The organism is uncultured Ruminobacter sp., assembly GCA_902764345.1.
GTDB lineage: Bacteria > Pseudomonadota > Gammaproteobacteria > Enterobacterales > Succinivibrionaceae > Ruminobacter.
Window position 1 is genome coordinate 20,204 of sequence record CACWVT010000003.1, and the last position, 24,618, is coordinate 44,821.

The following is a 24,618-nucleotide window of genomic DNA, read 5'->3' on the forward strand; positions in this document are numbered from 1 at the left end:
CAACGTTAATTACTGAGTATAAAACCAATATGAGTACAATACAAGAAAACCTTCTCAATGTGCAAGACTTAATTCTCAAATTTGCGAATCAGTCTCACCGAAAGGTAAAAGATATAAAACTGCTTGCAGTAAGTAAGACAAAACCGGTGGAAAAAATCATTGAGGCATATGCGGCGGGTCAGAGAAGATTCGGGGAATCATACGCAAAGGAAGCCGAATTAAAAATCAAAGAAATCCGGTCCATGGGATATAAGGACATAACATGGCACTTCATCGGTCCGATACAGTCAAACAAGACAAAAATCATCGCAGAATGTTTTGATATTGTTGAAAGCCTTGACCGAATCAAAATAGCCAAGAGGCTGAACGAACAGCGCCCCGCAAATCTGCCGCCTTTGGACATTCTCATTCAGGTGAACATAAGTTCAGAACCTCAGAAATCCGGCTGTACCTTCGATGAAATAGATGAAATTGCATCATATGTCCGGTCAGCGGCAAACCTGCGCCTCATCGGACTTATGGGGGTAGCGGAAAACACCACTGAAAGTTCCGAAATCACCGCTCAGTTCGCACGCCTCCAGCAGAAATTTGAAAGCATGAAGTCAAATGACGAGAATATTTCAGAACTCTCACTGGGAATGACCGGTGACATGGCTGAAGCCATTGCCTGCGGCAGTACCGAAATCCGCATAGGAACAGCCATATTCGGGGCCAGGGAATATCCGGACAAGACCAAAATTCCGGCAGTGGACACAACCTATGCAGGTTAAATTCTGCTCCTGCAAGGGCCGTCAGTAACGGCCCGGGAAAACGAATACTTTTGTACGGCTCTGTTGCATGGGATGTATTAACTACGGCAGAGCATCTTTTATGTTTAACTTAATCTTAATGATGGACTTGTCCATCTAAGGAATAAATAATGCAGCACCGCAATATTACATTCATTGGTGGCGGAAACATGGGCAAGAGCCTTATTAAAGGCATTCTTAATGCAGGCTACCCAAAGGAAATGGTAACCGTATCCACACCCTTCGCTGAAGAAATCGAGACTCTAAAGGCCACCTTCGGCATTAATGGTCTTACCGACAATGTTGAAGCCGTCAGAAATGCGGATATTGTGGTAATGGCAGTTAAGCCTCAGATGATGCGTGACGTATTAAACCAGTTCGCCGCATCAGGCATTGATTTCGGCAAAAAGCTGTTAATATCCATAATGGCCGGTGTCACCACATCCAGAATTGCGGAGCTTGTTCCGGGACTCAGCCGCATTGTCCGCGTCATGCCAAACACACCTGCCCTCATCGGCTTGGGAATGGCAGGACTCTATCCTGCGGCAAATGCCACCGACGATGACAGAAAGTTCGCAGAAGATCTTCTCGGCTGCTGCGGTAAAACCGTATGGGTTGACTCAGAAGAAGGGATCGACAATATTACCTCCCTTTCAGGCAGCGCTCCGGCATACTTCTTCCTTTTCCTTGAATGCATGGCCAATAAGGCTGCCGAATACGGTTTTTCAGAAAAGGACGCAAGATCCATGCTTGAACAGGTTATTCTGGGATCTGCTCAAATGGTTATCAACAATCAGGACAAATCCATTGCCCAGTTAAGAGAAGCCGTAACATCCAAGGGTGGTACCACATATGAAGCATTAAAGGTATTCAACGACGGAAATCTGAATGATCTTGTTTCTCGAGCTCTTGATGCCTGCAAGAAGAGAGCAGAGGAAATGTCCAAGCAGTTCTAAGCTCTCCCACTGAATAATCGGACCAAAATTAATTAAGGAGAGCGGCAATGCCGCTCTCCTTTTTTACTGAAAAGCCGTGATAAAACTGCGGGCCCGACACTATTCGGAATCTGTCACAAACTCTCTCAGTATCGGAGGAATATTTCTGTATTCCCTGATTTCTATTGTTTTATGCTTGCTGGTTTCCCCTTTTATGATGGAAACATTGCTCTTTGCGGTTTTGAACTCACCGGCCAGGAATTTGCATACATAAGCATTAGCCTTTCCGTCAACCGGAGGTGCCGTAACGGCAACCTTGACGGAATCCCCCAGAATACCGACTATGGCATCCCTGCTTGACTTTGGAACAACGGTGACATTAATTACCATTTTCCCATCTTTTACCTGCAGAGGACTCACTTACAACCCCTTCTGTATCATCATGAACAAAAGTCTTGGCATTACCGTCCCGTCAATAAACTGCATTAACAGAAAGACTACCAGAAAAGACAGGGAAATATAACCGATTCTCGGAATAAACCTGTCAAACACTCCTGTCAGCGGTTTAAGCAACGTCATAAAGTACACACCTGTTCTGTATGCCGAAGGAATCCAGCTGAGAACCGCAGTTATAAGAAGCAGTATAATGAGGATCTCCATAATCATCCATATCACGAAGAACAGATTATCCGCAAACATCACAGCCATAAGCTTCGGGCTGAATCCTTCCATAAAAAACACGCATAACAGCACATAGGAAATCAGGATCATATTCAGCAGTGCAGCAACATTAATGTTTCCTATGCGCAGGTTGTTGAAAACCTTTAAGAACGGAGCGGTAATCTTAAAAATCAGCTGACTGAACGGATGATAAAAATCCACTCCCGCATATTCCATCAGAAATCGCAGAAAAAATATCATTCCGGGAATGTAAATCAGAAAGACCACGGGCAGCGAAAACAAAAGTGTAAGCATATTGTTCCTTATAAATAATCGATCCGTACTGCATGAAAATAAAGCAGGGAACGAAAAATAGTTTTATTCTACCTTTCCGTCAGACGGAGTACCGTTTACGGTCTCTTCCCTTTTAAATCCGGTTTCACGATCCATCTCATCTATACAGGCACTGATTGAGTCATGAAGCTGACGAGTGGTCTCCTTCAGTCCCTTTCTGTCAAGTCCGGCAACGGATACCGGAGGCAGTGATCTGACAATTACCCTGCCGTTATCCCATCTGTTCAGATCAATTTTGTATGAGGAAATGGCAAACGGCAGAATCTTAACATCTGCCTGACTTGCAATATTCACGGCACCGTTTTTAAATGACTGCAGCCCCTGTCCCTTTGAACGGTGACCTTCAGGGAAAATCCAAATTGATTTCTTTTTCTTTTTAATAACGTCAACAATCTTCAGAATCTCATTTCCGGCTTTTGAAGACTTATCTCTTTCAATAAAGATGTTTCCGGTAAGGAAAAACAGCAGACCGAAAATTGGCGCAAACATGAGACTTTTTTTACCGATACACGCCGTTCCGGGCTGAGGAACGTCTGCCATGACTATAATGTCCCAGTTAAACTGATGGTTGCCGACCATTACTGCAGGCATCTGCTCACGTATGGCCTTAACGTCAATCCTGCTGTCAACCTTAACGCCGATAGCCCATCTTCCGCATCTTAACATCTGGGTCAGGCAATATATGTTACCTTTATGAAACGGTCTGAAAATACATACGGTCAGGCCGAAAATCAGCCATAAAATTGCCAGTATGATCAACAAAACAACACGAAATACTAAAATCATCTTATTTTCCTGTAGTTATTAAATATTTGAATCTTTTACGATATCATCAGGAGATTTCTGCGGTTCAGTCTCTGTCAGATTCTTTGACTGAATTTTCTCAATGAAGCTCACCTTCTGCAGACCTCTCGGAAGAGTAATCCCCCTGCGCCCCCTGGTGTTCTGGTATGTGTCTATCTCTGACGGAGTAACGGTCAAGTGACGTTTTCCGGCATGAATCACTGCGGAATCATCAGGAGTAAGAACGGTATATGCCACCACATACTCATCTCTTGACTGGGCTCTTTCGGTAGGAATGTTAATCATTCTGTTTCCCTTGCCTTTTGAAAGACGTGGAAGCTCACTAACCTTAAACACCAGCATCTTACCGATATTTGAAACAATGAGACACAGTGAATTGTCCAGATTATCTATGCGAACAGGTTTCAGAACTTTGGCATTTTCGGTAAGATTTATAAAACTTTTACCGTTCATGGTGTAACTCAGCATGTCGGCAAATGTGCATACGAAGCCGTATCCCGCATCAGTACCGATAAGATAAAAATCGCTTTCTGATGAGCTTATTACGGTTTCAACGGTTTCACCGGCCTCAAGTCCAAGCTTGCTGGTAAGCGGCTCACCCTGACCGCGGGCAGACGGCATGGCGCTTACGTCAAGGGTGTAGGCCTTTCCCTTGCTCGAAAGAAATACGGCCGGCATGTTTGACTTGCAGAAGACGGAATCAAGATACTCATCCCCCTGTTTGTATGACAGAGATTCAGGATTATCCAGATATCCCTTGGCGGCCCTTACCCACCCCATTTTTGAAAGAACAACGGTGACCGGCTCGGCAGGCGTCAGATCCCTTTCCGAAATAACCTGTGCAACCTCTCTCTGAACAATAGGACTTCTGCGCTCATCACCATACTCTGCGGCAGTTGCTTTCAATTCCTTCTTGATAAGATTCTTAAACTTGGTAGGAGATGACAGAAGAGCACTGAGCTCGTTCTTCTGCTTTTCCAAATCTTCCTTTTCCGCAGTCAGTGCCATTTCGGAAATTCTGGCCAGCTGACGAAGTTTGGTTTCGAGTATATATTCCGCCTGCGTATCGGACAGATTAAACCTGTCCATCAGAATCTGTTTCGGCTTGTCCTCTTCCCTGATAATGCGTATAACCTCATCAATGTTCAGGAAGGCAATAAGCAGGCCGTCAATAAGATGCAGTCTGGCATTTATCTTATCAAGTCTGGTAGTTATGCGGCGTCTTACGGTGTCACATCTGAATTCAAGCCATTCACTCAGAATTTCCGGCAGCGTCTTAACTGCAGGATTGCCGTTCAGGCCAAGAATATTGATGTTTATCGAATAGGTTTTTTCAAGATCCAGTTTAGGCAGGGCAAACAGATGAGACATCATCTTATCAACGTCAACCCTGTTTGACTTAGGCACCAGAACTATTCTGCACTTGTCTGACGTTTCATCACGGATATTGCTGAGCATAGGAAGCTTTTTGGCATTCATAAGCTCTGCAATTTTCTGAACTATATCAGCCCCTCGGGTCTGATACGGGAGTGCAGTTATGATAATCTCCCCTTTTTCCACCCTGTAAACGGCTCTCATTCTGACCGTGCCGCGACCTGTCTCATAAATCTTTTTAATTTCGGAAGGAGAGGAAATAATTTCAGCTTCAGTCGGATAATCCGGGCCTTTAATAAACTGCATGAGAGCATCTACAGTAGCCTTCGGATTCTCCAGCATGTGAATACAGGCGGCAGTGACTTCATTAACGTTATGCGGAGGAATATTGGTTGCCATACCTACTGCAATACCAGAAGTACCGTTCAGGAGAATATGCGGAAGTCTGGCCGGAAGATACTTCGGTTCCTGCATGGAACCGTCAAAGTTTGACACGTATTCAGTACACCCCAGACCCAGTTCGGAAAGGAGCACCTCTGAAAATTTTGACAGTCTGGATTCGGTGTAACGCATGGCTGCGAAAGAATTAGGCTCGTCAGGATGTCCCCAGTTACCCTGACCGTCCACAAGCGGATAGCGGTATGAAAAATCCTGAGCCATGAGAACCATGGCTCCATAACAGGAGGAATCGCCGTGCGGATGATACTTACCCAAAACATCACCCACGGTTCTTGCGGACTTCATAAACTTGGATGTGGCACTGAGTCCGAGACGATCCATGGCGTAAATAATACGTCTCTGCACGGGCTTTAGTCCATCACTTATGTGTGGCAGTGCTCGATCCCTGATAACGGCCATGGCATAGTTAAGATATGCGGACTCCGTAAAATTTTCCAACGGGAGCTGTTCAACTCCCTCATAGCTCATTTTTTTCTCATCCATATCAGAAAAACTCTCCGTAAACTGTAATATTATACTCTAAGAATAACCATTATTCTCCACAAACTGACGGCAGAGGACATGAAATAGCCGTGCGGAAAGTATTAAAATAACCTAAAAAAAATCCAAAAAAAGAATATAATTAAGCACCTCTCCACAGGACTATGTTACTGATACCGCAATGATTACGATGAAATCACTAAAATATACTGCTTTGGCTATTATTTCTTTTATTCTTTTCCTTGTTACCGGCAACGCTCATGCAGAAAATGCCCAAACTGCCGGAACAAGCCTTCCTTTTGCGATTTTTATCGAAGCACTGCTGGAAACTCCGGAATACGATGAACGTGCGGATTACACAAAACTCAACACGACAAAGATACCTTTCTCCCAGTACATTTTTAAAAACGATTCCGTGGATAAGGTAGTGGTTCAGAAATCAACATACAGACTTTTTCTGTACCGCAAGGGAAAACTCGTAAAATCATACTACATAGCTCTTGGCGAGAATCCGAAGGGACACAAGCATTTTGAAGGAGACAAGAAAACTCCTGAAGGGACATATATTCTCGACTACATTAATCCGAATTCAAGATTCCACAAGTCATTCCACATATCATACCCAAATAAGACGGACATAGAATATGCAAAATCCATGGGGAAGAAACCTGGTGGAATGATTATGGTTCACGGACAGCCCTATGTTAAAGATAATCCGACTCCGGGTCTGCAGTCTTCAAACTGGACAAACGGCTGCATAGCACTTCTCAATGATGATATGGACGAATTCATAGAACTGGTATCTCCGGGAACCGTTATTGAAATCAAGCCGTAAGCGGAGATAAGAAGAGCTTAAATCATCAGCATAGAACGGACTACGGAGCTGAATCACGGACATTATCAGGATTCAGCCAGTGTCCTGCACCGGATTCAGCAAAAACGGCCTGATTCGGAACAAAATCTCAGCCAAGCATCTCCGCATAGCCTTCCGGATTCCACTTAAGGCATGCAAATCCCGGTTCATCATCAGGCTGATTCACCTTGAGAAGTACCACTGCAAATACATGTTCATTGCCATCATCGTCCGGCTTGGCCATGTATATTTCGGCAAAGTTATAAGCCTCAAGTTCATCACTCAGCAGGTCCTCAAGAGTTTCATCCATTTCTCCCCAGTTGTACATCGGAGGTCTTACCACTCCCTGGTAAAGAGAATCTTCCTCAACGGCTTTATTAAAACAGGCTATATCATCTTCCGTTATGTTGCCGTTCTCAAGATCAACACTTATTGACTCCTGAATGACGTTGAACGCATCTGAAACCATTCTGGATACGACAGCGTCATCCAGTTCATATACTTCATTGTTTTCCATACAAAACCTTATTCACGGCTCAAATTTAAACGAAAAACTCAGAGCCTTATCCTTTCACATTCACTTCAACAGAAAATAACAGTCTGTCGTAATACTTACATCCGAGCCACCTTCCTCAATCACATATTCAGGCAACCAACTGTCGTTCTGAATGATATTTAACGCAAAAGTCGAAATAATACTCTCATTGTGATAAAATAAAAGGTTATCTACGGCATGGTTATAGATTATTAACCATATGATAAATAAATACAACCATAGATTACGACAAACCAGTAAGCGCAAGGACCTGAAAGCCTAATCGGTCCGGATGTATCAATATAACTACCGATGAAGCGACACGGATAAACAAAATGCAGAAGACTCTCATTAATTTCCTGTTCATTACTCTGATAACGACATTTTTTCTGTTCTTTTCACACATCAGTCTGCTGGATGGTTCAACTTCAGCATTAGGGCTCGGCAGTTCAAACAATCTGTTCACCCTTGCAGTTGCTTCATGCATAATTGCTTTAGGATTCTGGAGTGTTGCGGCACGCAAGGAAATAACTCTAAATTCATCTTTCAAAATGCTGTCCCTGACTGCAGTTTTATTTACAGTGCCGGCAATATATCATTATGCAGTTCACGACAATCCTTCCCTCACACCTGCAATAGGAGCTCTCTTTTTCGGATTAACATTTTTTGCCTACTACCAGCTGTACAGAGTCGTTAATCTGAAAAAACTGCTCATTCTGCTAATTCCTGCCGGAGCGGCATTGGAGCTTCTGCTCATACATTTAAATTCAGATTTCAGCGAACATCTCTCCATTTCCGCAAATCACGTAACAGGGATCGTGTGGGGACTCACAGCTCTTATCTTTGTGGCCTCGTCAGATTGTGAATCAGGAAAAATAAGAAAAATCAGCAATGTTGTATCAGCTGCTATAGCTGTAATGCTGGTTTTGGAATTATCAACGTGTTCCTCAGTTCTGACAATTTCAACAGTATGTCTGACAACCCTCATTTCGGGGATAGCCATCTTAAAACAGGGACAGAAAACTGTTTTCGGGTTCAGCCTTTTAGTAATATCCATACTGTCAGTGGTTATAACATGCTCATCATGCATAAGCAGTACCACACATAACTTTACTGAATATTCAATGGATACCTATGCCCAGATAATCAGTCCGCATCTGGTTATCGGAACCGGATATGATACCGCAAACAGCACCATACTGCATTATCTGGTCAACAACGATCTTTTCCTCCCTTTCAAAACCGGCATAAGTACCGTATCAAAAGTTATTATAGGAGCCGGAGCAGTCGGATTTCTTGCCATATTCACGGCTCTGTTGTGGATCTACAGGAACTATTTTAAATTCTCTCCTAGAAACACTCACACCGTAAGTTCCTTCTGTGTCATCATGCCGTTACTGATCTTCGCCTTATACACCGATATATTTGAAGAATCCTACCTAATGGTTCTGTTACTTGTTTCATACTGCTGGTGTTATGACGTTGACTACGAAGACAGAACAGTCTTCTATCAGACAAAATCAAACTTCCTCGTTGGACAGCTTGCGTGGATTATTCCTTTACTGACAATAATTTTCTCTGCTACAGGAATAGCCTCATTACCGCTGATTAAGCAAGAAATCAATGACAAGGAATCTACTACCCCATACAGAACCCCCGCATACTTTAACCCGCTTGTAGGACAAATTGAATATGACGAGCTTACAACGATTAAAACAACCAAAACAATACATGATTCACACATTCTGGCACTTATTCCGGAAAGTATTGACAATCTCAGAGACAAGGAACAGTTCAGTATAAATCCGAAACTTTATGGTATATTGTCAAAGCTGGAAAAACTTTATTCCACAAATCCGAATCTGCCGGAAGAGCAGCGTAATGATTTGTCAAATCAGAGTGCCGTTCACGAAAAAATACAGCAATTTCTTGAAGCCAAATAAAAGAAGAGACCATGACTGAAAACAACGAATCAATCAAGGAACAGACCGGATACCACATCACTGATGTTACGGAAAGTGCAAACCTGCCCACCCCATTTGGAGTATTTAATATTATCGCCTTTAAGGACGAGCAGAATAAGGAACATGCCGCAGTTTACATGGGTGACATCTCCTCTGATGAACCGGTACTGGCCAGAATTCACTCAGAATGTCTGACCGGAGATACAATGTTCAGCCTTAAATGCGACTGCGGCTTCCAGCTTGAAGCTGCAATGAAGCAGATTGCAAAGGAAAAAAGAGGAGTTCTCCTGTACGTAAGACAGGAAGGCAGAGGCATAGGACTGTTTAATAAGATCAAGGCATATCACCTTCAGGATAAAGGCCTGGATACCGTTGATGCGAATCTGCATCTGGGTTTTCCGGCTGACGCAAGACACTATGAAATATGTGCTGAGATGTTCAACTATCTGAAAGTTAAATCAATTAAACTCATGACTAACAATCCACTTAAGGTTGCAGAAATGAAAAAATACAACATCAACGTGGTGGAACGTGTGGCTATTGAAGTTGGACGTAACAAGTATAACGAAAACTATCTGGACACCAAGGAAGACAGAATGGGACACCTGCTTACCCACGGTAACCACTGATAAAGAAAATGGAACTTTATATCAGTCATACCGAATTGTGAATTCATCCGTACGTAAGCGCAAATGGGCTTCGTCAATGTTTCCGTGAAAATCTCAAGTAACAGCAATGAAAAAAGCTCTCCGATTGGAGAGCTTTTAATTTATGGCCTATCCACAGGATGGGCTACGGGATCCAACTAACCTCTTCTGCCCGCAGATACAATAACAACCTTATCTTTACCGTTGTTACGCATGAATGTATACGGAGACATGGAGATGGTGGTGTGCTTACCGGCAGCTACTGAAGGATGCTTCAGGCGGAAGTTACCAAGAATTGACCAGTGCTCAACAAGATCCTTATACTCAGGCTTACTCAGATCACCCCAGTTCATGTCTGAACGTACAGACTGGTCGATATAACCGCCATCCTTCATCAGATCACGACCTGACTCATCACCGTAATAAATCTGAACCTGACCAGGAAGCATCATAAAGCTGTTAGCAGCACGCTTCTGAAGTGCAAAGTCCTTATAATCACCAAAGAAGAGTTTTGTATCGTGAGATGAAATATAAGACAGAGCATTAAACCCAGGATCACCGCTAATCATTCTGGCATACTTGGAGTAAGTATCATCAGCAGTCTTCATACACTGAGTGTAAGTCATTGATTCTTTCTGATAATCGAAATTGATAATACTTGAGAATCCGTTGTCATACCATAAATCTCTGGCCACACCGTGATCCCATACTTCACCAACCATAAAGAATGGTAAGTCATCAAGCTTCTTGGTAGGATTTTCAGCCTTCCATTCCTTTAATGCCTTAACAGCAGATTCATTCAGCTTCTTCCATGCAATTGGGTCCACATGCTTTACGGTATCACCTCTGAAACCGTCAACACCGAATTTTCTGACATAGTAAGTATGCCAGCTCACAAGATAATCCACAATCGTTGCATTAGGTAAATCTACTGCATTGGTATCCTTCTTGTGCTTTAAGAAATACGGAAGTGATACGGTCTTGGTGCTTTCAGTAAGGAAGTCAGGAAGACCGCCTACAGCCATGTCGGCATCACCGACACCAGGTTCAGGATATCCAGGTAAACCGGCTCTTACCCAATCAGGTCCCCACCACTTGTTCCAATCCTTAGACTTGGTATTTATGAAGGCGTTTACACTGCTCCAGGTACCGAACATACCTACAGGCTTAAAGTCTGAGTAATCGTCAGGGAGCTGATCCTTCTTATTAACAAGTTCAGGAAGATTCAAATCCTGAAGGTCCTTAAGAGTTGGATGGCCGCCATGATTCATTACCACGTCAACAAGTACTCTTATTCCTCTCTTATGAGCTTCATCGATAAATTCCTGGAAATCGGCTTCAGAACCAAGGTTCTTGTCAATCTTGGTAAAGTCCATTGCCCAGTAACCGTGATAAGCGTAGAACGGGAATGACTGTTCAACACCACCGCCAATGAAACCGTGAGACTGTTCTACAATAGGAGTAACCCAGATGGCATTAATACCAAGCTTCTTAAGATAATCAAGCTTTTGAGTTATACCCTTGAAATCACCGCCATGCCATGTACCGATTTCATCCTCACCATCAAATTTTCTACCGTATGAATGGTCATTAGACTTATCTCCGTTATTAAAACGGTCGGTTAACATAAAGTAAACATTGGCATTATCCCAGCTGAATTCAGGTACCGGTATATCTTTAGCTTCTTCGAGAAGAAGAATACCTTCACTTGAAGCCGCAGGAGTCATTGTAACCTTTCCGTTCTTAACAACTGCAGTCTGGCCTGAATATGCATCCCTAACCTTAGTGCCGTTCTTCCATGCCTTAGAAACATTAGCAGTTACAGGGCCACCATCCCACTTATCACAATCGACAGCAGGAGGCTGACGCTTAACCTCAACCTTTCTTGTACCTCTTAAGATACTTAATGTAGGTGTGTCCTTGGTATAATTGAGAGTAAAATCGTAGGTACTTGGAAGCAGAACCTTAAGTTCGAATTCGCCCTTGGCACAGTTTGACATTTGTGTTGCAGTACCAAAGGTAATCTTTGCATCAGCATCTGGGCCGAAGGTGGTACCACAGGTTAAACCTGCATCACCCAGCTTAATCTTATAGGTACCTTTCTCAAGTGCAACAGATGCCTTGTAAACATTATTCTTCTCATGAAGTTTAAATTCACTTGAAGAACCAGCATTTACACCGTCAACATAGATATATACGGGCTTATTATCAAGCTTACCGGTTAAAGTCGCCTGCTCCTTTACCTGTTTTGCAACAGGGCCCTGACCTACAGAATTGTCGCTGTTACAGCCGTAAACTCCGACAGAAACTGCCAGAGCCAGAGTTGATAACAAAAATTTGTTCATAAATAATCCTTAGATACACCAGTCAGTATAGAAAAAGACAGTTAATAATTAGATAGAAAAGATTGTAAATGATTATATAGTATTAGTCTGTTTTATTAAATATAAACAGTGATTAATAACAAAAAACCACCCGAAGGTGGTTTTTTAAAGAAAAAGATTTAATTAGAGTCTGTACTTAACTTCAGGCTCAATTTCAGCCTCTGGCCAGTTCTCGATGCGCATACCGAGTGAAAGTCCTTCACGTGAAAGAACATCCTTGATTTCAGAAAGAGACTTCTTACCAAGATTTGGAGTTCTCAACAATTCAACTTCAGTGCGCTGTACAAGGTCACCGATGAGCTTAATACCTTCAGCCTTGAGACAGTTTGCAGAACGAACGGTAAGTTCAAGCTCTTCAACAGGCTTAAGAAGCTGAGGATTAATCTTAGGCTCATTATCTTCTTCAACAACAGGTTCACTGAATGAGCTGATGTTGATGAAAGCATCAAGCTGTTCATGGAAAATTGTTGCAGCATGCTTAAGAGAATCTTCAGGGGTAATGGTACCGTCGGTTTCAAGGCTTATTACGAGACTTTCAAGCGGTCTGCCTTCATTATTTTCGTATGGTTCAACCTTATATGCCACATTCTTAACAGGGCTGTATGTAGCATCAACAAGTAATCTTCCTTCACCGTGATCTCTGTGATCCTCGGTGTGATTAGCTGAACGTAAATCTGCTCTGTCAAAACCTCTGCCTCTGTCTACATAAATTTCCATGATGAATGGTACTGAACGATGTGTAATGTGACAGATCTCAAGTTCAGGGTTCAAAATTCTGACACCAGTTGGACAATAGATGTCACCGGCAGTGATTGGACCAACATAATCACTCTTAAAAGAATGAGTATCTTCAGAAGAAATTTCAGGGTCATTCACATGTAAAGAAAGCACTGCTTCATTCATAGTGGTATTTTCGATCTCTACCGCAATCTTCTTAAGATTGAGAAGTAACACCAGAATGTCTTCCTGTAAGCCTTCCTTGGTAGTATATTCATGATCAACACCCTTGATTTTAACGGCATTGATAGCACAACCAGGCATAGATGATAATAATATTCTTCTTAAGGCGTTACCTAAAGTAAGACCGAAATTTTGTTCAAACGGTTCAAGTCTAATAATTGATTGAGTCTGAGAGATTTTTTCAATATTAGCCTGCTGCGGTCTAAAAGTATCAGTTGAGAAGTTCAAGTTTGATTCCTCATTTGACAGAATATACAATCTGTATAAAATTTAACAATTGCCAAAAAGCAAAAAATGATCGTTTTATTATATACAGTGCATAATAAAAGTCAAGCTAAAAAAAGATAAAAAGACCCCGCTTTCACGAGGTCTATTTTATTACTTAAATAATAATTTAAGCTTCTGCAGTTTCAGCAACTTCAGCAGGCTTCTGATCAACTAAGCTGATGTAAGCCATCTGAGTCATGTCACCTGGACGTAAACCACACTTTAAAATGCGGGTGTAACCACCATTACGTTCGAGACAACGCTTACCAATGTCGTTGAAAAGCTTGGTAACGATATCTCTATCGCGGGTACGTGCAAACACTAAACGACGATTAGCAACACTGTCTACCTTAGCAATAGTGATAAGACGTTCAGCAACACGACGTAATTCCTTTGCCTTAGGTAAAGTAGTCTTAATAGTTTCTTCTCTGAATAAGGCTACAGCTAAAGCACGGAATAATGCAGCACGGCTGCTGCTATTGCGGTTCAACTGACGACCGCTCATACGATGACGCATGATATCTTCCTTATAAAATAAATGTTGTTATGACTTAGAACCTTGAGACAACTCAGCAGGAGGCCAGTTATCAAGACGCATACCTAAGGACAAGCCGCGCTGAGCAAGAACATCCTTAATTTCGGTAAGAGATTTTCTACCGAGGTTCGGAGTCTTTAAGAGCTCAACTTCAGTACGCTGAACCAAGTCACCAATATACTGTATACTTTCAGCCTTTAAGCAGTTAGCAGAACGAACTGTTAACTCGAGATCATCAACGGACTTAAGAAGTACCGGATCCGGAGCAGGAACATGAGTCTGCTCTACAGGGCTTACTGTCTTAACAGCATCTAAATCCACAAAAGAATATAGTTGTTCACGAAGGATACTTGCACCTAAATGAATAGCCTGTTCTGGATCTAACACACCGTTAGTTACAATATCAAGCACCAATTTATCCAATTCAGTTCTCTGTTCAACACGTGCTGAATCAACTTCATAAGATAAATATTTAACGGGACTGAAACTTGCGTCTAACATAATGTTGTTGTCTTCATCAAAGCCTGGCTTTCTGCCCTGCATATTAGCAGGTAAAAAACCTACGTTGCGCACAACCTTCATCTTCATCTGAATGTTAGATTTAGCATCCTTAAGGTGACAAAGTACGTGATCCTTATTAAAGATGGTTACCTTATCACTGAGGATATCGCCTGCGCAGACGGGACCGGCTCCAGACTTGGACAATTCTATATCGACTTCATTTTCTGCATCATCTAATATATTTACTGCTATGCCCTTAACGTTCAATAACAGTTCAAGAACATCTTCCTGAATATCTGACTTTGCACTATATTCATGCGCAACACCATCGATGATTACATCGGTAATTGCACAACCAGGAACAGACATTAATAGACAACGACGCAAAGCCTGACCCAATGTATTGCCAAAACCACGTTCCAGAGGTTCGAGAACTACGTTCGCATGGTTTGGAGCAATTGGTTCTATTGCAACCTGTCTTGGTTTTAAAAAGTCTTTTACAGAGCCCAAAATTATTCCCTCGTTTAGAGACTAAATTACTTAGAGTAAAGTTCGATGATAAGCTGTTCCTGAATATCAGCAGGTAAATCTGAACGTTCTGGAACGCGTACATACTTACCCTTCATGTTATCAGCGTCTACTTCTACCCAGCTGATTGGTTCGCTGGCCTTAGCTAAATCAAGAGCAACCTTGATACGTTCCTGATTCTTAGCCTTTTCACGGATAACAATTTCTGAACCTGCAGAAACCTGGAATGAAGGGATGTTTACAACCTTACCGTCAACCATGATAGCCTTGTGGCTAACAAGCTGTCTTGCTTCAGCTCTGGTAGAACCAAAACCCATTCTGTAAACTACGTTATCAAGACGGGATTCAAGAAGCTTAAGAAGGTTTTCACCGGTGTTACCGTTTAAGCGAGAAGCCTTCTTGTAGTAGTTTCTGAACTGACGTTCTAAAACACCGTAAATACGACGAACTTTCTGCTTTTCACGTAACTGAAGACCGTATTCAGAAGTACGAGGTCTGTTTTCCCAATGCTGACCAGGAAGCTTTCTTGATCTTTCGCCACGAGAAGCAAAAGCCTTAACACCTGACTTGAGGAAAAGGTCGGTACCTTCTCTACGGCTTAATTTAATAGATGGTCCAATATATCTTGCCATTTTAATACTCCATTATGCAAAGAAGGTACTACACACGACGCTTCTTCGGTGGACGACAGCCGTTGTGTGGAATTGGGGTTACGTCAGTGATATTGGTAATCTTATAACCAATAGCATTGAGAGCACGAATTGAAGATTCGCGACCAGGACCTGGGCCCTTTACGTTTACTTCAAGATTCTTAACGCCGTATTCCTTGGCTGCTTCACCAGCACGTTCAGCTGCTACCTGAGCAGCATATGGAGTGGACTTACGGGAACCACGGAAACCAGAACCACCAGAAGTAGCCCATGAAAGAGCATTACCCTGACGGTCAGTAATAGTAATAATTGTATTGTTAAAAGAAGCGTGAATATGAGCTACGCCATCTGCTACCTGCTTCTTTACGCGCTTACGAGCACGAGCATTAGTGCTGTGAGATGCTTTAACCATTATATTAACCTCGCTTACTTCTTAATTGCCTTGCGCGGACCCTTACGAGTACGAGCATTAGTCTTAGTACGCTGACCATTTACTGGTAAGCCCTTACGATGACGAAGACCACGGTAACAACCAAGATCCATAAGACGCTTAATGTTTAAAGTAATTTCACGACGAAGGTCACCTTCAACAGTGTACTTAGCAACCTGTTCACGAACTTTATCTAATACAGATTCATCTAAATCTTTAATTTTAACGTCTTCTCTGATCTGAGCATCAGCACAAATCTTCTTAGCGGTGGTAGCACCGATACCGTAGATGTACTGAAGTGCAATAACAGCATGCTTCTGATCAGGAACGTTAATACCAGCTATACGGGCCACTATAAACTCCTAATATGTAAGTTATAAAAAATAGCCTCCGCAAAGCCCGTTAGGATACGCGGGGGCCGACTAGTGCACAATAAAAAACTGCAGTCACAGATTATACATGACATGCAGTTTTTTTGCAAACAAATAATTGAGTAAAAAATATTAACCCTGACGCTGCTTATGCTTAGGATCGGTACAAATTACTCTAACAACACCACCACGCTTGATGATCTTGCAGTGACGGCAAATCTTTTTAACTGAAGCACCAACTTTCATGACATACTCCTGTTTGGACTAACGTCCATAATTTAACAAATTCGCTTTCTTTAGCACGTCGCCATAAAGAACCTTTGCCTTATGACTCTGGTATTGTGCGATTAAATCCATTGTTACCACAACAATGATCAGCAATGAAGTACCACCGAAATAAAACTGAACGTTAAACCAGCTCATCAACATCTGAGGAACAAGACAAACAAAGCACATATAAAGGGCACCGGCAAGAGTTAATCTTGTCATTACCTTATCAATGTGTTTAGCTGTCTGCTCACCAGGTCTGATACCGGAAATAAGAGCACCGCCCTTTCTCAGATTATCTGCAATCTCACGAGGATTAAACACCATCGCAGTATAGAAGAAGCAGAAGAACATGATCGCAACTGCATAAAGAATTTCATACAGCGGCTGACCAGGAGAAAGAAGCATAGATATTTCCTGGAATGTATTTACCAAGACTCCCTGCTCTGAATCACCAGAACCTAACCATGAAGCAATAGTCGCAGGGAACATAATGATGCTTGATGCGAAAATTGCAGGTATAACACCTGACATGTTAAGCTTTAACGGTAAATGACTTGCAGGCGGTTCATAAATACGGTTACCACTCTGTCTTTTCGCATAGTTAATAGGTATTCTACGCTGACCAAGTTCGACAAACACTACAAAGGTTGTTACAGCAACTACAACAGCAGCAATGATAATGATGCTGATTAACTGTAAATCACCTTGGCGTTGCTGCTCAAACGTAACACCAACAGCGCGAGGAAGACCGGCAACAATACCGGCAAAAATCAGTAATGAAATACCATTACCAATACCACGCTCAGTGATTTGTTCACCTAACCACATAAGGAACAGGGTTCCTGTAGTCAGGCTCAATGTCGCAACAACATAGAATTGAAAGCTAGGATTATCAACAAGACCAGGCATCATTCTTGGTAAACCGTAAGCGATACCTGATGCTTGAACCAATCCCAATAGCAAAGTTCCCCAACGGGTATACTTTGTCAATGTTCGTCTTCCGGATTCACCTTCTTTCTTTAATTCAGCCAATTGAGGTACCATGACCGACATCAGCTGAATTATGATTGAAGCTGAAATATAAGGCATAATGCCTAAGGCTAAAATGGACGCACGCTCTAATGCACCGCCGGAAAACATGTTAAACATTCCCATAACATTACCGCTCTGGGAATTAAACATTTCACGGAGTACATCAGCATTAACACCAGGAACAGGAACGTATGAACCAAAACGGAAAACTAACAATCCGATAATAACGAACCAAATTCTCTGCTTAAGTTCACTGGTTTCCTTCTGAACTTGACCTGGTTTTGCTACCATTTTTTAATCCTTATTCTTCTACCTTACCACCGGCAGCTTCGATAGCAGCCTTAGCGCCCTGAGTTACCTTAAGACCCTTAACTACTACAGCCTTGCTTAACTTAGCTTCCTTAGAAAGAATAATCTTAACATTTTCGAACTTGTGACCGATAATGTCAGCTTTCTTTAAGGATAAAAGATCAACTACATCACCTTCAACCTTGTTTAATTCGTTGAGAGGAACTTCAGTAGTAACCTGAGCCAGTCTTGAGAAGAAACCGAACTTAGGTAAACGGATCTTAATTGGCATCTGACCGCCTTCAAATCCTGGTCTAGTACCGCCACTCTTACGAGCGCCAGCACCCTTAATACCACGACGACAGGTCTTACCAACACCAGAACCCATACCACGGCCAACTCTTACCTTAGGCTTCTTAGAACCTTCACCAGGCTTTAAAGAATCTAATGTTAATTTCTTTTCCATAATTATTCTTCCACCTTCACCATGTAATACACAGTAGCAACCATACCACGAATCTGTGGATTATCTGGAAGAGTTACAGTGTGACCAATATGACGAAGCTTAAGAGCACGTAAAGTAGCTACGTGATTAGGCTTACGACCAATAGCACTCTTAGTTTGGGTAACTTTAATAGTCTTCTCAGCCATTTTTTACTCCAAAATATCTTCAAGTGTTAAACCACGCTTAGCACATACAGCAGCTGGTGACTTCATTGAGTTTAAAGCTGCTACAGTTGCTCTTACAACGTTACCAGGGTTAGTTGAACCGTATGCCTTTGCAAGCACGTTCTTAACACCGGCAACTTCCAGTACAGCACGCATAGCACCACCAGCGATAATACCAGTACCTTCTGAAGCAGGCTTCATAAATACGGTAGAACCGGCATGGGTACCCTTAACTTCGTGGAATAAAGTACCGTTGTTGAGTTCAACCTTGTTTTCAGCGATATTAGCCTTAGCCTGGTCCATAGCCTTAGCAATAGCAGCTGGAACTTCAGATGCCTTGCCGTAACCGTAACCAACACGACCATTGCCATCGCCAACAACAGTTAAAGCAGTGAATGAGAAAATTCGACCACCCTTAACAACCTTTGCTACACGATTAACTGCAACTAATTTTTCCTGCAGTTCGTTAGTCTGAGATTCATTTCTAGCCATTCTCATTCACCTTAGAACTTAAGACCAGCTTCACGAGCGCCGTCAGCAAGAGCTGCTACACGACCATGATACTGGAAACCTGAACGATCGAAAGAAACAGTGGTAACATCCTTAGCAACTGCACGTTCACCAACAACTTTGCCGATTAACTTCGCAGCTTCAACATTACCAGTGTACTTAACCTGCTTAGCAAGCTCTTTTTCAAGAGTTGAAGCACATACAACTACGTTACCGTTGTTGTCAATTACCTGAGCGTAAATATGACGCGGAGTACGATAAACAACTAGGCGTGTAGCACCCAATTCATGCATCTTAGCACGAGCTTTCTTAGCTCTGCGAAGACGAGATAAATTCTTATCCATTGCTTATTCCTACTTCTTCTTAACTTCTTTAATATGTACAACTTCGTCTGCGTAACGTACGCCCTTACCCTTATAAGGTTCTGGCTTACGATAAGCACGAAGGTTTGCAGCAACCTGGCCAACAAGAGCCTTGTCAACGCCCTTAACAACAATTTCAGTCTGAGAAGGAGTTTCAATGGTGATTCCTTCTGGTACTTCATAGTTGATTGGGTGAGAATAACCTAATTCAAGGTTTAAAACTTTGCCCTTGGCCTGAGCACGATAACCTACACCGATTAAGGTGAGTTTACGTTCAAAGCCCTTCTCAACACCCTTTACCATGTTTGCAACATTAGCACGAGCGGTACCTGACTGTGCATTTGCTTCGAGAGAATCATCAACAGGAGCAAAAGTGATAGCACCATCATTAACTGCTACTTTTACTAAAGAATTAATCTTAGTACTTAATGAAGCAGACTTACCTTTAACGGTGATGTCGTTACCGTTAAGAGATACTTCAATACCTGCAGGGATAACTACAGGAGATTTAGCAACACGAGACATTGTTTACTCCTTAAGCTACGTAGCAAATAACTTCACCACCGATGCCCAGTTTACGAGCAGCACGGTCAGTCATAAGCCCTTTAGAGGTAGAAATTACAGCAATACCTAAACCATTCTGAATCTTTGGAAGATCTGAACAGCTCTTGTAGATACGAAGACCAGGACGTGAAACACGCTTGATCATTTCAACTACAGGCTTGCCTTGGAAATATTTAAGGCTGATTTCAAGAACTTTCTTTTCATCGCCAGAAACAGAAAAATCTGCAATATAGCCTTCTTTCTTAAGCAGATCAACAATTGCAACTTTCTGCTTTGAAGAAGGTAAACTAATCGTAACCTTACCGGAAGCCTGGCCGTTACGAATACGAGTCAATAAATCCGAAATTGGATCCTGCATACTCATAAGTCAATCTCCTAGAATTACCAGCTGGCCTTTTTAAGACCAGGAATTTCACCCTTCATCATGTGTTCACGAACCATGATACGGGACATACCAAACTTACGTAAATAGCCATGTGGACGACCAGTGATGCTGCAACGGTTACGCTGACGGATAACACTGGAATCACGTGGAAGTGACTGAAGCTTTAAAACAGCAGCCCACTTTTCTTCATCGCTTGCGGTAACGCTAGAGATAATAGCCTTAAGTTCCTGACGCTTTTGAAAATACTTCTTAGCAAGGAGTTCGCGCTTCTTTTCGCGCATTAACATTGATGTTTTAGCCATAACTAATAATCCTTACTTACGGAATGGGAAATTAAAAGCAGTTAAGAGTGCTCTTGCTTCGTCATCAGTCTTAGCAGAAGTAGTGATGGTGATATCCATACCACGAATTGCGTCAACCTTATCGAAATCAATTTCAGGGAAAATGATCTGTTCACGAACACCCATTGAGTAATTACCACGACCGTCGAAAGACTTGGCATTAACACCACGGAAGTCACGGATACGAGGCATAGCGATGGAAATTAATCTTTCAAGGAATTCCCACATACGTTCGCCACGTAAAGTAACCTTACAACCGATCGGATAGCCTTCACGAATCTTAAAGCCCGCTACAGATTTGCGAACCTTGGTGATTAAAGGCTTCTGACCAGAAATAGCGGTTAAATCCTTAACAGCATTTTCTAAAACCTTCTTATCGTCCACGGCTTCACCGACACCCATGTTGAGGGTTATCTTTTCAATCCTAGGGACTTGCATGACAGTCTTGTAACCAAACTGTTCAGTTAAAGTCTTGATCACTTCTTGTCTATAAATATCATGCAGTTTCGCCATTGTAAACTCCAATTATTTAACAAGTTCATTATTAGACTTAAAGAATCTAACTTTCTTAGAATCCTCAAATCTGAAACCAACGCGATCTGCCTTCTGAGTAGAAGGATTATAAATCGCAACATTAGATACATCGATAGGTGCTTCTTTAGTAACAATACCACCTTCGATACCATAAGCTGGGTTAGGCTTGATGTGTCTCTTAACGAGGTTAACACCTTCAACAACAACCTTATGTTCAGCAGTTAATACCTTAACTACCTTACCGGTCTTCTTCTTGTCCTTACCAGCGATAACAATTACTTCGTCATTCAGACGGATTTTGCTTGCCATATTTCGACCCTCTATTAAAGAACTTCAGGTGCCAGTGAAACGATCTTCATGAAACGTTCAGTACGTAATTCACGAGTTACTGGTCCAAAAATACGAGTTCCAATCGGCTGATACTGACCGTTAAGGAGAACAGCCGCATTGCGGTCAAAACGAATGACAGAACCATCCTGACGGCGAACGCCTTTCTTAGTGCGAACAACAACTGCGTTAACTACGTCACCCTTCTTTACCTTTCCGCGAGGAATAGCTTCCTTAACAGAAACCTTGATAACGTCACCAACACTGGCGTAACGACGATGTGAACCACCAAGAACCTTAATACACATTACACTACGAGCGCCTGAGTTATCAGCGACATCTAGCATACTCTGCATCTGGATCATGATTATGCTCCGTTATAATAATAAAAATAAAAACAAAATTACATCTCAATACAATGAAATGGTGCGTTATAGTAACATAAAAATTAAAAAAGATTAAGGATTTTTTTGATCTAAATTCAATTATTTCTTAAATTGAATTTAATGAAGCAATATTTCGGAGATACAGGCCGATCAGTCAGTCCGGAGATATCTGAAGAGGACATAAAAAAAGGGAAGCAAGCTTCCCTTTTGACATAACTAAAAGTTAATATTAGTTGTTTTCAACAACGCGAACTAAAGTCCAAGAGATGGTCTTGGAAATAGGACGACATTCCTTGATTTCAACGATATCGCCTTCTTTAGCTACATTGTTTTCATCCTGAACATGAAGCTTGGTAGTACGCTTAACGATCTTACCATAAATAGGGTGCTTAACTTTACGTTCAATAGCAACTACAATGGCTTTATCCATCTTGTCGCTAACAACACGACCCTGCTTTAAACGAGAAATTTCGCTCATTACTCACCATCCTTCTTTGAAGATAACTGTGCTAACACAAACTTAACACGAGCGATGTCACGACGAGTCTTCTTTAAAACTGAAACGTCCTTAAGAGAACCGGTCTTTAACATAAGCTTCTGGTTAAACTGCTGACGCAATAAGTTGGCTAACTCAGTATTGAGTTCTTCAACACTCTTATTATTAAGTTCACTTACAAACATTATAATACCGCCTTAGTTACAAAAGTGGTCTGAACAGAGAGCTTAGCAGCAGCAAGTTCGAATGCATGACGGGCTAAATCTTCAGGAATTCCACCGAGTTCGAATAAAATCTTACCTGGCTGAATTGGACATACCCAGTATTCTACACTACCCTTACCTTTACCCATACGAACACCGAGAGCCTTTTCAGTAATTGGCTTATCAGGGAATACACGGATAAAGATCTGACCCTTACGCTGAATAGCACGAGTGAATGCTCTACGAGCAGCTTCGATTTCACGTGCAGTAATCTGACCACGGGTTACGGCCTTAAGACCAAAATCGCCGAATGCAACGGTACCACCTGCATAGGCAAGACCGCGGTTACGACTCTTCTGAGTCTTACGGTATTTAGTACGCTTTGGTTGTAACATAATCGATCTCCTTACTTAGCAGCCTGATTTCTAGCGTTAGGACGCTTGTTGAAATTCTTTGAAGGCTTCTTTTCTGGCTGAGCTTCAGCTTCAAGCGGTAAACCGCCTAAAATTTCACCCTTGAAAATCCATACCTTAACACCGATAACACCGTAGGTGGTATTAGCTTCAGATACAGAATAATCAATATCAGCACGAAGAGTGTGTAATGGTACACGACCTTCACGTAACCATTCAGAACGAGCGATTTCTGCGCCGCCTAAACGACCGCTGGTTTCAATCTTGATACCCTTGGCACCAGCCTTCATAGCAAGCTGGATAGCCTTCTTCATAGCCTTACGGAACATAACACGATGTTCGAGCTGTGAAGCGATATTATCAGCAACAAGCTTAGCGTCTAATTCAGGGGTTCTTACTTCCATTACCTTAACAGAAGCGCCAACACCTGCAATCTTGCTAACCTGAGCGCGGATCTTTTCAAGATTTGCACCCTTTTCACCATATACAGCCTTTGGCTTACTGGTGTAGATGGTTACAGCGATGCTCTTTGCCGGTCTGTCGATAACGATACGTGATACAGAAGCGTTCTTTAATTCCTTAGAAATGTAATCACGAACCTGATAATCACAGAAGAGATTATCTGCGAAATCAGCAGTGCTTGCATACCAAGTAGAATTGAACTGCTTAGTAATACCTAAACGAATACCATTTGGATTAACTTTCTGGCCCATTCCTTACTCCTTACGCCTTAGCTGCCACAACAACGGTGATGTGGGAGGTACGCTTGGTGATACGGTCAGCACGACCTTTAGCACGAGCGCGGATACGCTTGAGTGAAGGACCTTCGTCAACCATAATCTGTGAAACATACAATGAATCAACATCTAAACCAACGTTGTGTTCAGCGTTAGCAATAGCTGATTTCAAAACCTTTAAAATGATAGCTGCGGACTTTCTTGGGCTAAACTGTAAAGTATAAACAGCCTGAGCCGCAGGTAAACCGCGTACTTGGTTAGCTACTAAACGTGCTTTCTGAGCTGAAGTACGGGCATTCTTATGTATAGCGATAGCTTCCATTTAATAACTCCTTACTTACCTGCTTTATCAGCAGCGTGACCTTTGAAAGTACGAGTTGGGGCAAATTCACCCAACTTGTGACCAACCATTTCGTCAGAAACATATACAGGTACATGCTGACGACCATTATGGACAGCGATGGTCATCCCAATCATTGAAGGGATAATTATTGAACGACGAGACCAAGTCTTGATTGGCTTCTTATCATTGCTTTCCACCGCTTTCTCTACCTTCTGCAGCAAGTGTTGGTCAATAAAAGGACCTTTCTTGAGCGAACGTGGCATGGTAATACCTCTTATC

Annotated in this window: 35 protein-coding genes; 5 read left to right on the forward strand and 30 right to left on the reverse strand. The window is 42.2% G+C overall.

Annotated elements, in window-relative coordinates; genetic code table 11:
* The first annotated feature begins 29 nt into the window (after positions 1-29).
* The gene (locus tag QZU58_RS00835) at positions 30-770 is read left to right on the forward strand and encodes a YggS family pyridoxal phosphate-dependent enzyme (RefSeq protein WP_294461413.1); all 741 of its coding nucleotides are present in this window, start codon (positions 30-32) and stop codon (positions 768-770) included.
* A 149-nt stretch (positions 771-919) separates the two neighbouring features.
* A complete protein-coding gene (gene proC / locus QZU58_RS00840; protein WP_294461415.1) occupies positions 920-1,744 on the forward strand; it encodes a pyrroline-5-carboxylate reductase in 825 nt (274 codons plus the stop codon).
* 99 nt (positions 1,745-1,843) lie between these two features.
* Here the strand turns inward: proC and QZU58_RS00845 are convergent, their stop codons facing one another.
* From QZU58_RS00845 to parC, 4 genes are all read right to left on the reverse strand, one after another.
* The gene (locus tag QZU58_RS00845; RefSeq protein ID WP_294493890.1) at positions 1,844-2,143 is read right to left on the reverse strand and encodes a DUF167 family protein; all 300 of its coding nucleotides are present in this window, start codon (positions 2,141-2,143) and stop codon (positions 1,844-1,846) included.
* Complete coding sequence (locus QZU58_RS00850) at positions 2,144-2,698, reverse strand: YggT family protein (protein ID WP_294461421.1); 555 nt, start codon at positions 2,696-2,698, stop codon at positions 2,144-2,146.
* 63 nt (positions 2,699-2,761) lie between these two features.
* Positions 2,762-3,523 (reverse strand): 1-acylglycerol-3-phosphate O-acyltransferase, encoded by a 762-nt coding sequence (locus QZU58_RS00855; protein ID WP_294461423.1) that lies wholly within the window; start codon positions 3,521-3,523, stop codon positions 2,762-2,764.
* Positions 3,524-3,541: 18 nt separating this feature from the next.
* Positions 3,542-5,857, reverse strand: a complete 2,316-nt coding sequence (parC, locus tag QZU58_RS00860) for a DNA topoisomerase IV subunit A (RefSeq protein WP_294493894.1) — start codon at positions 5,855-5,857, stop codon at positions 3,542-3,544.
* Positions 5,858-6,044: 187 nt separating this feature from the next.
* Between parC and QZU58_RS00865 the strand changes: the two genes are divergently transcribed.
* Positions 6,045-6,689: a L,D-transpeptidase family protein gene (locus QZU58_RS00865; protein ID WP_294493897.1), complete on the forward strand. Its 645-nt coding sequence runs from the start codon at positions 6,045-6,047 to the stop codon at positions 6,687-6,689.
* 127 nt (positions 6,690-6,816) lie between these two features.
* Here the strand turns inward: QZU58_RS00865 and QZU58_RS00870 are convergent, their stop codons facing one another.
* The gene (locus tag QZU58_RS00870; RefSeq protein WP_294493900.1) at positions 6,817-7,224 is read right to left on the reverse strand and encodes a hypothetical protein; all 408 of its coding nucleotides are present in this window, start codon (positions 7,222-7,224) and stop codon (positions 6,817-6,819) included.
* Between the two features lie 353 nt (positions 7,225-7,577).
* On the opposite strand from QZU58_RS00870, the gene QZU58_RS00875 reads away from it, so the two are divergent.
* Together QZU58_RS00875 and ribA are read left to right on the forward strand one after the other, a co-directional pair.
* Positions 7,578-9,185 (forward strand): hypothetical protein, encoded by a 1,608-nt coding sequence (locus tag QZU58_RS00875; RefSeq protein WP_294493903.1) that lies wholly within the window; start codon positions 7,578-7,580, stop codon positions 9,183-9,185.
* An 11-nt stretch (positions 9,186-9,196) separates the two neighbouring features.
* Positions 9,197-9,835: a GTP cyclohydrolase II gene (gene ribA, locus QZU58_RS00880; protein ID WP_294493906.1), complete on the forward strand. Its 639-nt coding sequence runs from the start codon at positions 9,197-9,199 to the stop codon at positions 9,833-9,835.
* A 176-nt stretch (positions 9,836-10,011) separates the two neighbouring features.
* Here the strand turns inward: ribA and QZU58_RS00885 are convergent, their stop codons facing one another.
* The 25 genes from QZU58_RS00885 to rpsS form a co-directional block, all read right to left on the reverse strand.
* A complete protein-coding gene (locus tag QZU58_RS00885) occupies positions 10,012-12,198 on the reverse strand; it encodes an alpha-amylase (protein WP_294493909.1) in 2,187 nt (728 codons plus the stop codon).
* Positions 12,199-12,360: 162 nt separating this feature from the next.
* Positions 12,361-13,425 (reverse strand): DNA-directed RNA polymerase subunit alpha, encoded by a 1,065-nt coding sequence (locus tag QZU58_RS00890; protein WP_294493912.1) that lies wholly within the window; start codon positions 13,423-13,425, stop codon positions 12,361-12,363.
* Positions 13,426-13,591: 166 nt separating this feature from the next.
* The gene (rplQ, locus tag QZU58_RS00895) at positions 13,592-13,981 is read right to left on the reverse strand and encodes a 50S ribosomal protein L17 (protein WP_031578276.1); all 390 of its coding nucleotides are present in this window, start codon (positions 13,979-13,981) and stop codon (positions 13,592-13,594) included.
* A gap of 27 nt (positions 13,982-14,008) precedes the next feature.
* Positions 14,009-15,013 (reverse strand): DNA-directed RNA polymerase subunit alpha, encoded by a 1,005-nt coding sequence (gene rpoA / locus QZU58_RS00900; protein ID WP_294494090.1) that lies wholly within the window; start codon positions 15,011-15,013, stop codon positions 14,009-14,011.
* Between the two features lie 23 nt (positions 15,014-15,036).
* Positions 15,037-15,660, reverse strand: a complete 624-nt coding sequence (gene rpsD / locus QZU58_RS00905; RefSeq protein ID WP_294493919.1) for a 30S ribosomal protein S4 — start codon at positions 15,658-15,660, stop codon at positions 15,037-15,039.
* 28 nt (positions 15,661-15,688) lie between these two features.
* Positions 15,689-16,090: a 30S ribosomal protein S11 gene (gene rpsK, locus QZU58_RS00910; RefSeq protein ID WP_031578273.1), complete on the reverse strand. Its 402-nt coding sequence runs from the start codon at positions 16,088-16,090 to the stop codon at positions 15,689-15,691.
* A 14-nt stretch (positions 16,091-16,104) separates the two neighbouring features.
* Entirely contained in the window at positions 16,105-16,461 is a 357-nt protein-coding gene (rpsM, locus tag QZU58_RS00915; protein WP_031578272.1) for a 30S ribosomal protein S13, read from the reverse strand.
* A gap of 150 nt (positions 16,462-16,611) precedes the next feature.
* The gene (gene rpmJ, locus QZU58_RS00920) at positions 16,612-16,725 is read right to left on the reverse strand and encodes a 50S ribosomal protein L36 (protein ID WP_010457377.1); all 114 of its coding nucleotides are present in this window, start codon (positions 16,723-16,725) and stop codon (positions 16,612-16,614) included.
* Between the two features lie 18 nt (positions 16,726-16,743).
* The gene (secY, locus tag QZU58_RS00925) at positions 16,744-18,072 is read right to left on the reverse strand and encodes a preprotein translocase subunit SecY (protein ID WP_294493931.1); all 1,329 of its coding nucleotides are present in this window, start codon (positions 18,070-18,072) and stop codon (positions 16,744-16,746) included.
* A gap of 10 nt (positions 18,073-18,082) precedes the next feature.
* Positions 18,083-18,535 carry a 50S ribosomal protein L15 gene (gene rplO, locus QZU58_RS00930; protein WP_294493934.1) on the reverse strand — a complete coding sequence of 151 codons (453 nt, stop codon included), beginning with the start codon at positions 18,533-18,535 and terminating at the stop codon, positions 18,083-18,085.
* A 2-nt stretch (positions 18,536-18,537) separates the two neighbouring features.
* A complete protein-coding gene (rpmD, locus tag QZU58_RS00935; protein ID WP_031578269.1) occupies positions 18,538-18,720 on the reverse strand; it encodes a 50S ribosomal protein L30 in 183 nt (60 codons plus the stop codon).
* A gap of 3 nt (positions 18,721-18,723) precedes the next feature.
* Complete coding sequence (gene rpsE / locus QZU58_RS00940) at positions 18,724-19,230, reverse strand: 30S ribosomal protein S5 (RefSeq protein WP_294493937.1); 507 nt, start codon at positions 19,228-19,230, stop codon at positions 18,724-18,726.
* Between the two features lie 11 nt (positions 19,231-19,241).
* A complete protein-coding gene (gene rplR, locus QZU58_RS00945) occupies positions 19,242-19,592 on the reverse strand; it encodes a 50S ribosomal protein L18 (RefSeq protein WP_294493940.1) in 351 nt (116 codons plus the stop codon).
* 9 nt (positions 19,593-19,601) lie between these two features.
* Positions 19,602-20,135 (reverse strand): 50S ribosomal protein L6, encoded by a 534-nt coding sequence (gene rplF, locus QZU58_RS00950; protein ID WP_294493944.1) that lies wholly within the window; start codon positions 20,133-20,135, stop codon positions 19,602-19,604.
* Between the two features lie 10 nt (positions 20,136-20,145).
* Positions 20,146-20,538 (reverse strand): 30S ribosomal protein S8, encoded by a 393-nt coding sequence (gene rpsH / locus QZU58_RS00955; protein ID WP_294493948.1) that lies wholly within the window; start codon positions 20,536-20,538, stop codon positions 20,146-20,148.
* Positions 20,539-20,555: 17 nt separating this feature from the next.
* Positions 20,556-20,861 (reverse strand): 30S ribosomal protein S14, encoded by a 306-nt coding sequence (gene rpsN / locus QZU58_RS00960; RefSeq protein WP_294493951.1) that lies wholly within the window; start codon positions 20,859-20,861, stop codon positions 20,556-20,558.
* A gap of 12 nt (positions 20,862-20,873) precedes the next feature.
* Positions 20,874-21,413, reverse strand: a complete 540-nt coding sequence (gene rplE, locus QZU58_RS00965) for a 50S ribosomal protein L5 (protein WP_031578263.1) — start codon at positions 21,411-21,413, stop codon at positions 20,874-20,876.
* 12 nt (positions 21,414-21,425) lie between these two features.
* Positions 21,426-21,743: a 50S ribosomal protein L24 gene (gene rplX, locus QZU58_RS00970; protein ID WP_294493956.1), complete on the reverse strand. Its 318-nt coding sequence runs from the start codon at positions 21,741-21,743 to the stop codon at positions 21,426-21,428.
* Between the two features lie 14 nt (positions 21,744-21,757).
* Positions 21,758-22,126: a 50S ribosomal protein L14 gene (gene rplN / locus QZU58_RS00975; protein WP_031578261.1), complete on the reverse strand. Its 369-nt coding sequence runs from the start codon at positions 22,124-22,126 to the stop codon at positions 21,758-21,760.
* A 250-nt stretch (positions 22,127-22,376) separates the two neighbouring features.
* Positions 22,377-22,625, reverse strand: coding sequence for a 30S ribosomal protein S17 (gene rpsQ / locus QZU58_RS00980; protein WP_031578259.1), 249 nt, complete (start codon positions 22,623-22,625; stop codon positions 22,377-22,379).
* Positions 22,625-22,828 (reverse strand): 50S ribosomal protein L29, encoded by a 204-nt coding sequence (rpmC, locus tag QZU58_RS00985; RefSeq protein WP_294493961.1) that lies wholly within the window; start codon positions 22,826-22,828, stop codon positions 22,625-22,627. The genes rpsQ and rpmC overlap by 1 nt, the downstream gene beginning before the upstream one ends.
* Complete coding sequence (gene rplP / locus QZU58_RS00990; protein WP_031578257.1) at positions 22,828-23,241, reverse strand: 50S ribosomal protein L16; 414 nt, start codon at positions 23,239-23,241, stop codon at positions 22,828-22,830. Before rplP ends, rpmC begins: the two co-directional genes overlap by 1 nt.
* 11 nt (positions 23,242-23,252) lie before the next feature.
* A complete protein-coding gene (gene rpsC / locus QZU58_RS00995; RefSeq protein WP_294493964.1) occupies positions 23,253-23,972 on the reverse strand; it encodes a 30S ribosomal protein S3 in 720 nt (239 codons plus the stop codon).
* Between the two features lie 10 nt (positions 23,973-23,982).
* Positions 23,983-24,318, reverse strand: coding sequence for a 50S ribosomal protein L22 (rplV, locus tag QZU58_RS01000; protein ID WP_031578255.1), 336 nt, complete (start codon positions 24,316-24,318; stop codon positions 23,983-23,985).
* A gap of 11 nt (positions 24,319-24,329) precedes the next feature.
* Complete coding sequence (rpsS, locus tag QZU58_RS01005) at positions 24,330-24,602, reverse strand: 30S ribosomal protein S19 (RefSeq protein ID WP_294493969.1); 273 nt, start codon at positions 24,600-24,602, stop codon at positions 24,330-24,332.
* Positions 24,603-24,618: the final 16 nt, after the last annotated feature.

What these genes read in the sequence shown, in the direction of transcription:
- rpsK (WP_031578273.1), bottom strand. Translation starts at nt 16,090, where the DNA reads ATGGTTAAAGCATCTCACAGCACTAATGCTCGTGCTCGTAAGCGCGTA.
- rpsE (WP_294493937.1), bottom strand. Translation starts at nt 19,230, where the DNA reads ATGGCTAGAAATGAATCTCAGACTAACGAACTGCAGGAAAAATTAGTT.
- rplO (WP_294493934.1), bottom strand. Translation starts at nt 18,535, where the DNA reads ATGGAAAAGAAATTAACATTAGATTCTTTAAAGCCTGGTGAAGGTTCT.
- proC (WP_294461415.1), top strand. Translation starts at nt 920, where the DNA reads ATGCAGCACCGCAATATTACATTCATTGGTGGCGGAAACATGGGCAAG.
- rpmD (WP_031578269.1), bottom strand. Translation starts at nt 18,720, where the DNA reads ATGGCTGAGAAGACTATTAAAGTTACCCAAACTAAGAGTGCTATTGGT.
- rplQ (WP_031578276.1), bottom strand. Translation starts at nt 13,981, where the DNA reads ATGCGTCATCGTATGAGCGGTCGTCAGTTGAACCGCAATAGCAGCAGC.
- rplE (WP_031578263.1), bottom strand. Translation starts at nt 21,413, where the DNA reads ATGGCGAAACTGCATGATATTTATAGACAAGAAGTGATCAAGACTTTA.
- ribA (WP_294493906.1), top strand. Translation starts at nt 9,197, where the DNA reads ATGACTGAAAACAACGAATCAATCAAGGAACAGACCGGATACCACATC.
- rplP (WP_031578257.1), bottom strand. Translation starts at nt 23,241, where the DNA reads ATGTTACAACCAAAGCGTACTAAATACCGTAAGACTCAGAAGAGTCGT.
- rpsD (WP_294493919.1), bottom strand. Translation starts at nt 15,660, where the DNA reads ATGGCAAGATATATTGGACCATCTATTAAATTAAGCCGTAGAGAAGGT.
- rplV (WP_031578255.1), bottom strand. Translation starts at nt 24,318, where the DNA reads ATGGAAGCTATCGCTATACATAAGAATGCCCGTACTTCAGCTCAGAAA.
- QZU58_RS00850 (WP_294461421.1), bottom strand. Translation starts at nt 2,698, where the DNA reads ATGCTTACACTTTTGTTTTCGCTGCCCGTGGTCTTTCTGATTTACATT.
- QZU58_RS00885 (WP_294493909.1), bottom strand. Translation starts at nt 12,198, where the DNA reads ATGAACAAATTTTTGTTATCAACTCTGGCTCTGGCAGTTTCTGTCGGA.
- rplX (WP_294493956.1), bottom strand. Translation starts at nt 21,743, where the DNA reads ATGGCAAGCAAAATCCGTCTGAATGACGAAGTAATTGTTATCGCTGGT.
- rpsH (WP_294493948.1), bottom strand. Translation starts at nt 20,538, where the DNA reads ATGAGTATGCAGGATCCAATTTCGGATTTATTGACTCGTATTCGTAAC.
- rpsC (WP_294493964.1), bottom strand. Translation starts at nt 23,972, where the DNA reads ATGGGCCAGAAAGTTAATCCAAATGGTATTCGTTTAGGTATTACTAAG.
- QZU58_RS00870 (WP_294493900.1), bottom strand. Translation starts at nt 7,224, where the DNA reads ATGGAAAACAATGAAGTATATGAACTGGATGACGCTGTCGTATCCAGA.
- parC (WP_294493894.1), bottom strand. Translation starts at nt 5,857, where the DNA reads ATGGATGAGAAAAAAATGAGCTATGAGGGAGTTGAACAGCTCCCGTTG.
- rpmJ (WP_010457377.1), bottom strand. Translation starts at nt 16,725, where the DNA reads ATGAAAGTTGGTGCTTCAGTTAAAAAGATTTGCCGTCACTGCAAGATC.
- rpsQ (WP_031578259.1), bottom strand. Translation starts at nt 22,625, where the DNA reads ATGAGCGAAATTTCTCGTTTAAAGCAGGGTCGTGTTGTTAGCGACAAG.
- rpsN (WP_294493951.1), bottom strand. Translation starts at nt 20,861, where the DNA reads ATGGCTAAAACATCAATGTTAATGCGCGAAAAGAAGCGCGAACTCCTT.
- QZU58_RS00875 (WP_294493903.1), top strand. Translation starts at nt 7,578, where the DNA reads ATGCAGAAGACTCTCATTAATTTCCTGTTCATTACTCTGATAACGACA.
- rpsS (WP_294493969.1), bottom strand. Translation starts at nt 24,602, where the DNA reads ATGCCACGTTCGCTCAAGAAAGGTCCTTTTATTGACCAACACTTGCTG.
- rplR (WP_294493940.1), bottom strand. Translation starts at nt 19,592, where the DNA reads ATGGATAAGAATTTATCTCGTCTTCGCAGAGCTAAGAAAGCTCGTGCT.
- rplN (WP_031578261.1), bottom strand. Translation starts at nt 22,126, where the DNA reads ATGATCCAGATGCAGAGTATGCTAGATGTCGCTGATAACTCAGGCGCT.
- rpmC (WP_294493961.1), bottom strand. Translation starts at nt 22,828, where the DNA reads ATGTTTGTAAGTGAACTTAATAATAAGAGTGTTGAAGAACTCAATACT.
- rplF (WP_294493944.1), bottom strand. Translation starts at nt 20,135, where the DNA reads ATGTCTCGTGTTGCTAAATCTCCTGTAGTTATCCCTGCAGGTATTGAA.
- QZU58_RS00865 (WP_294493897.1), top strand. Translation starts at nt 6,045, where the DNA reads ATGAAATCACTAAAATATACTGCTTTGGCTATTATTTCTTTTATTCTT.
- QZU58_RS00855 (WP_294461423.1), bottom strand. Translation starts at nt 3,523, where the DNA reads ATGATTTTAGTATTTCGTGTTGTTTTGTTGATCATACTGGCAATTTTA.
- secY (WP_294493931.1), bottom strand. Translation starts at nt 18,072, where the DNA reads ATGGTAGCAAAACCAGGTCAAGTTCAGAAGGAAACCAGTGAACTTAAG.
- QZU58_RS00835 (WP_294461413.1), top strand. Translation starts at nt 30, where the DNA reads ATGAGTACAATACAAGAAAACCTTCTCAATGTGCAAGACTTAATTCTC.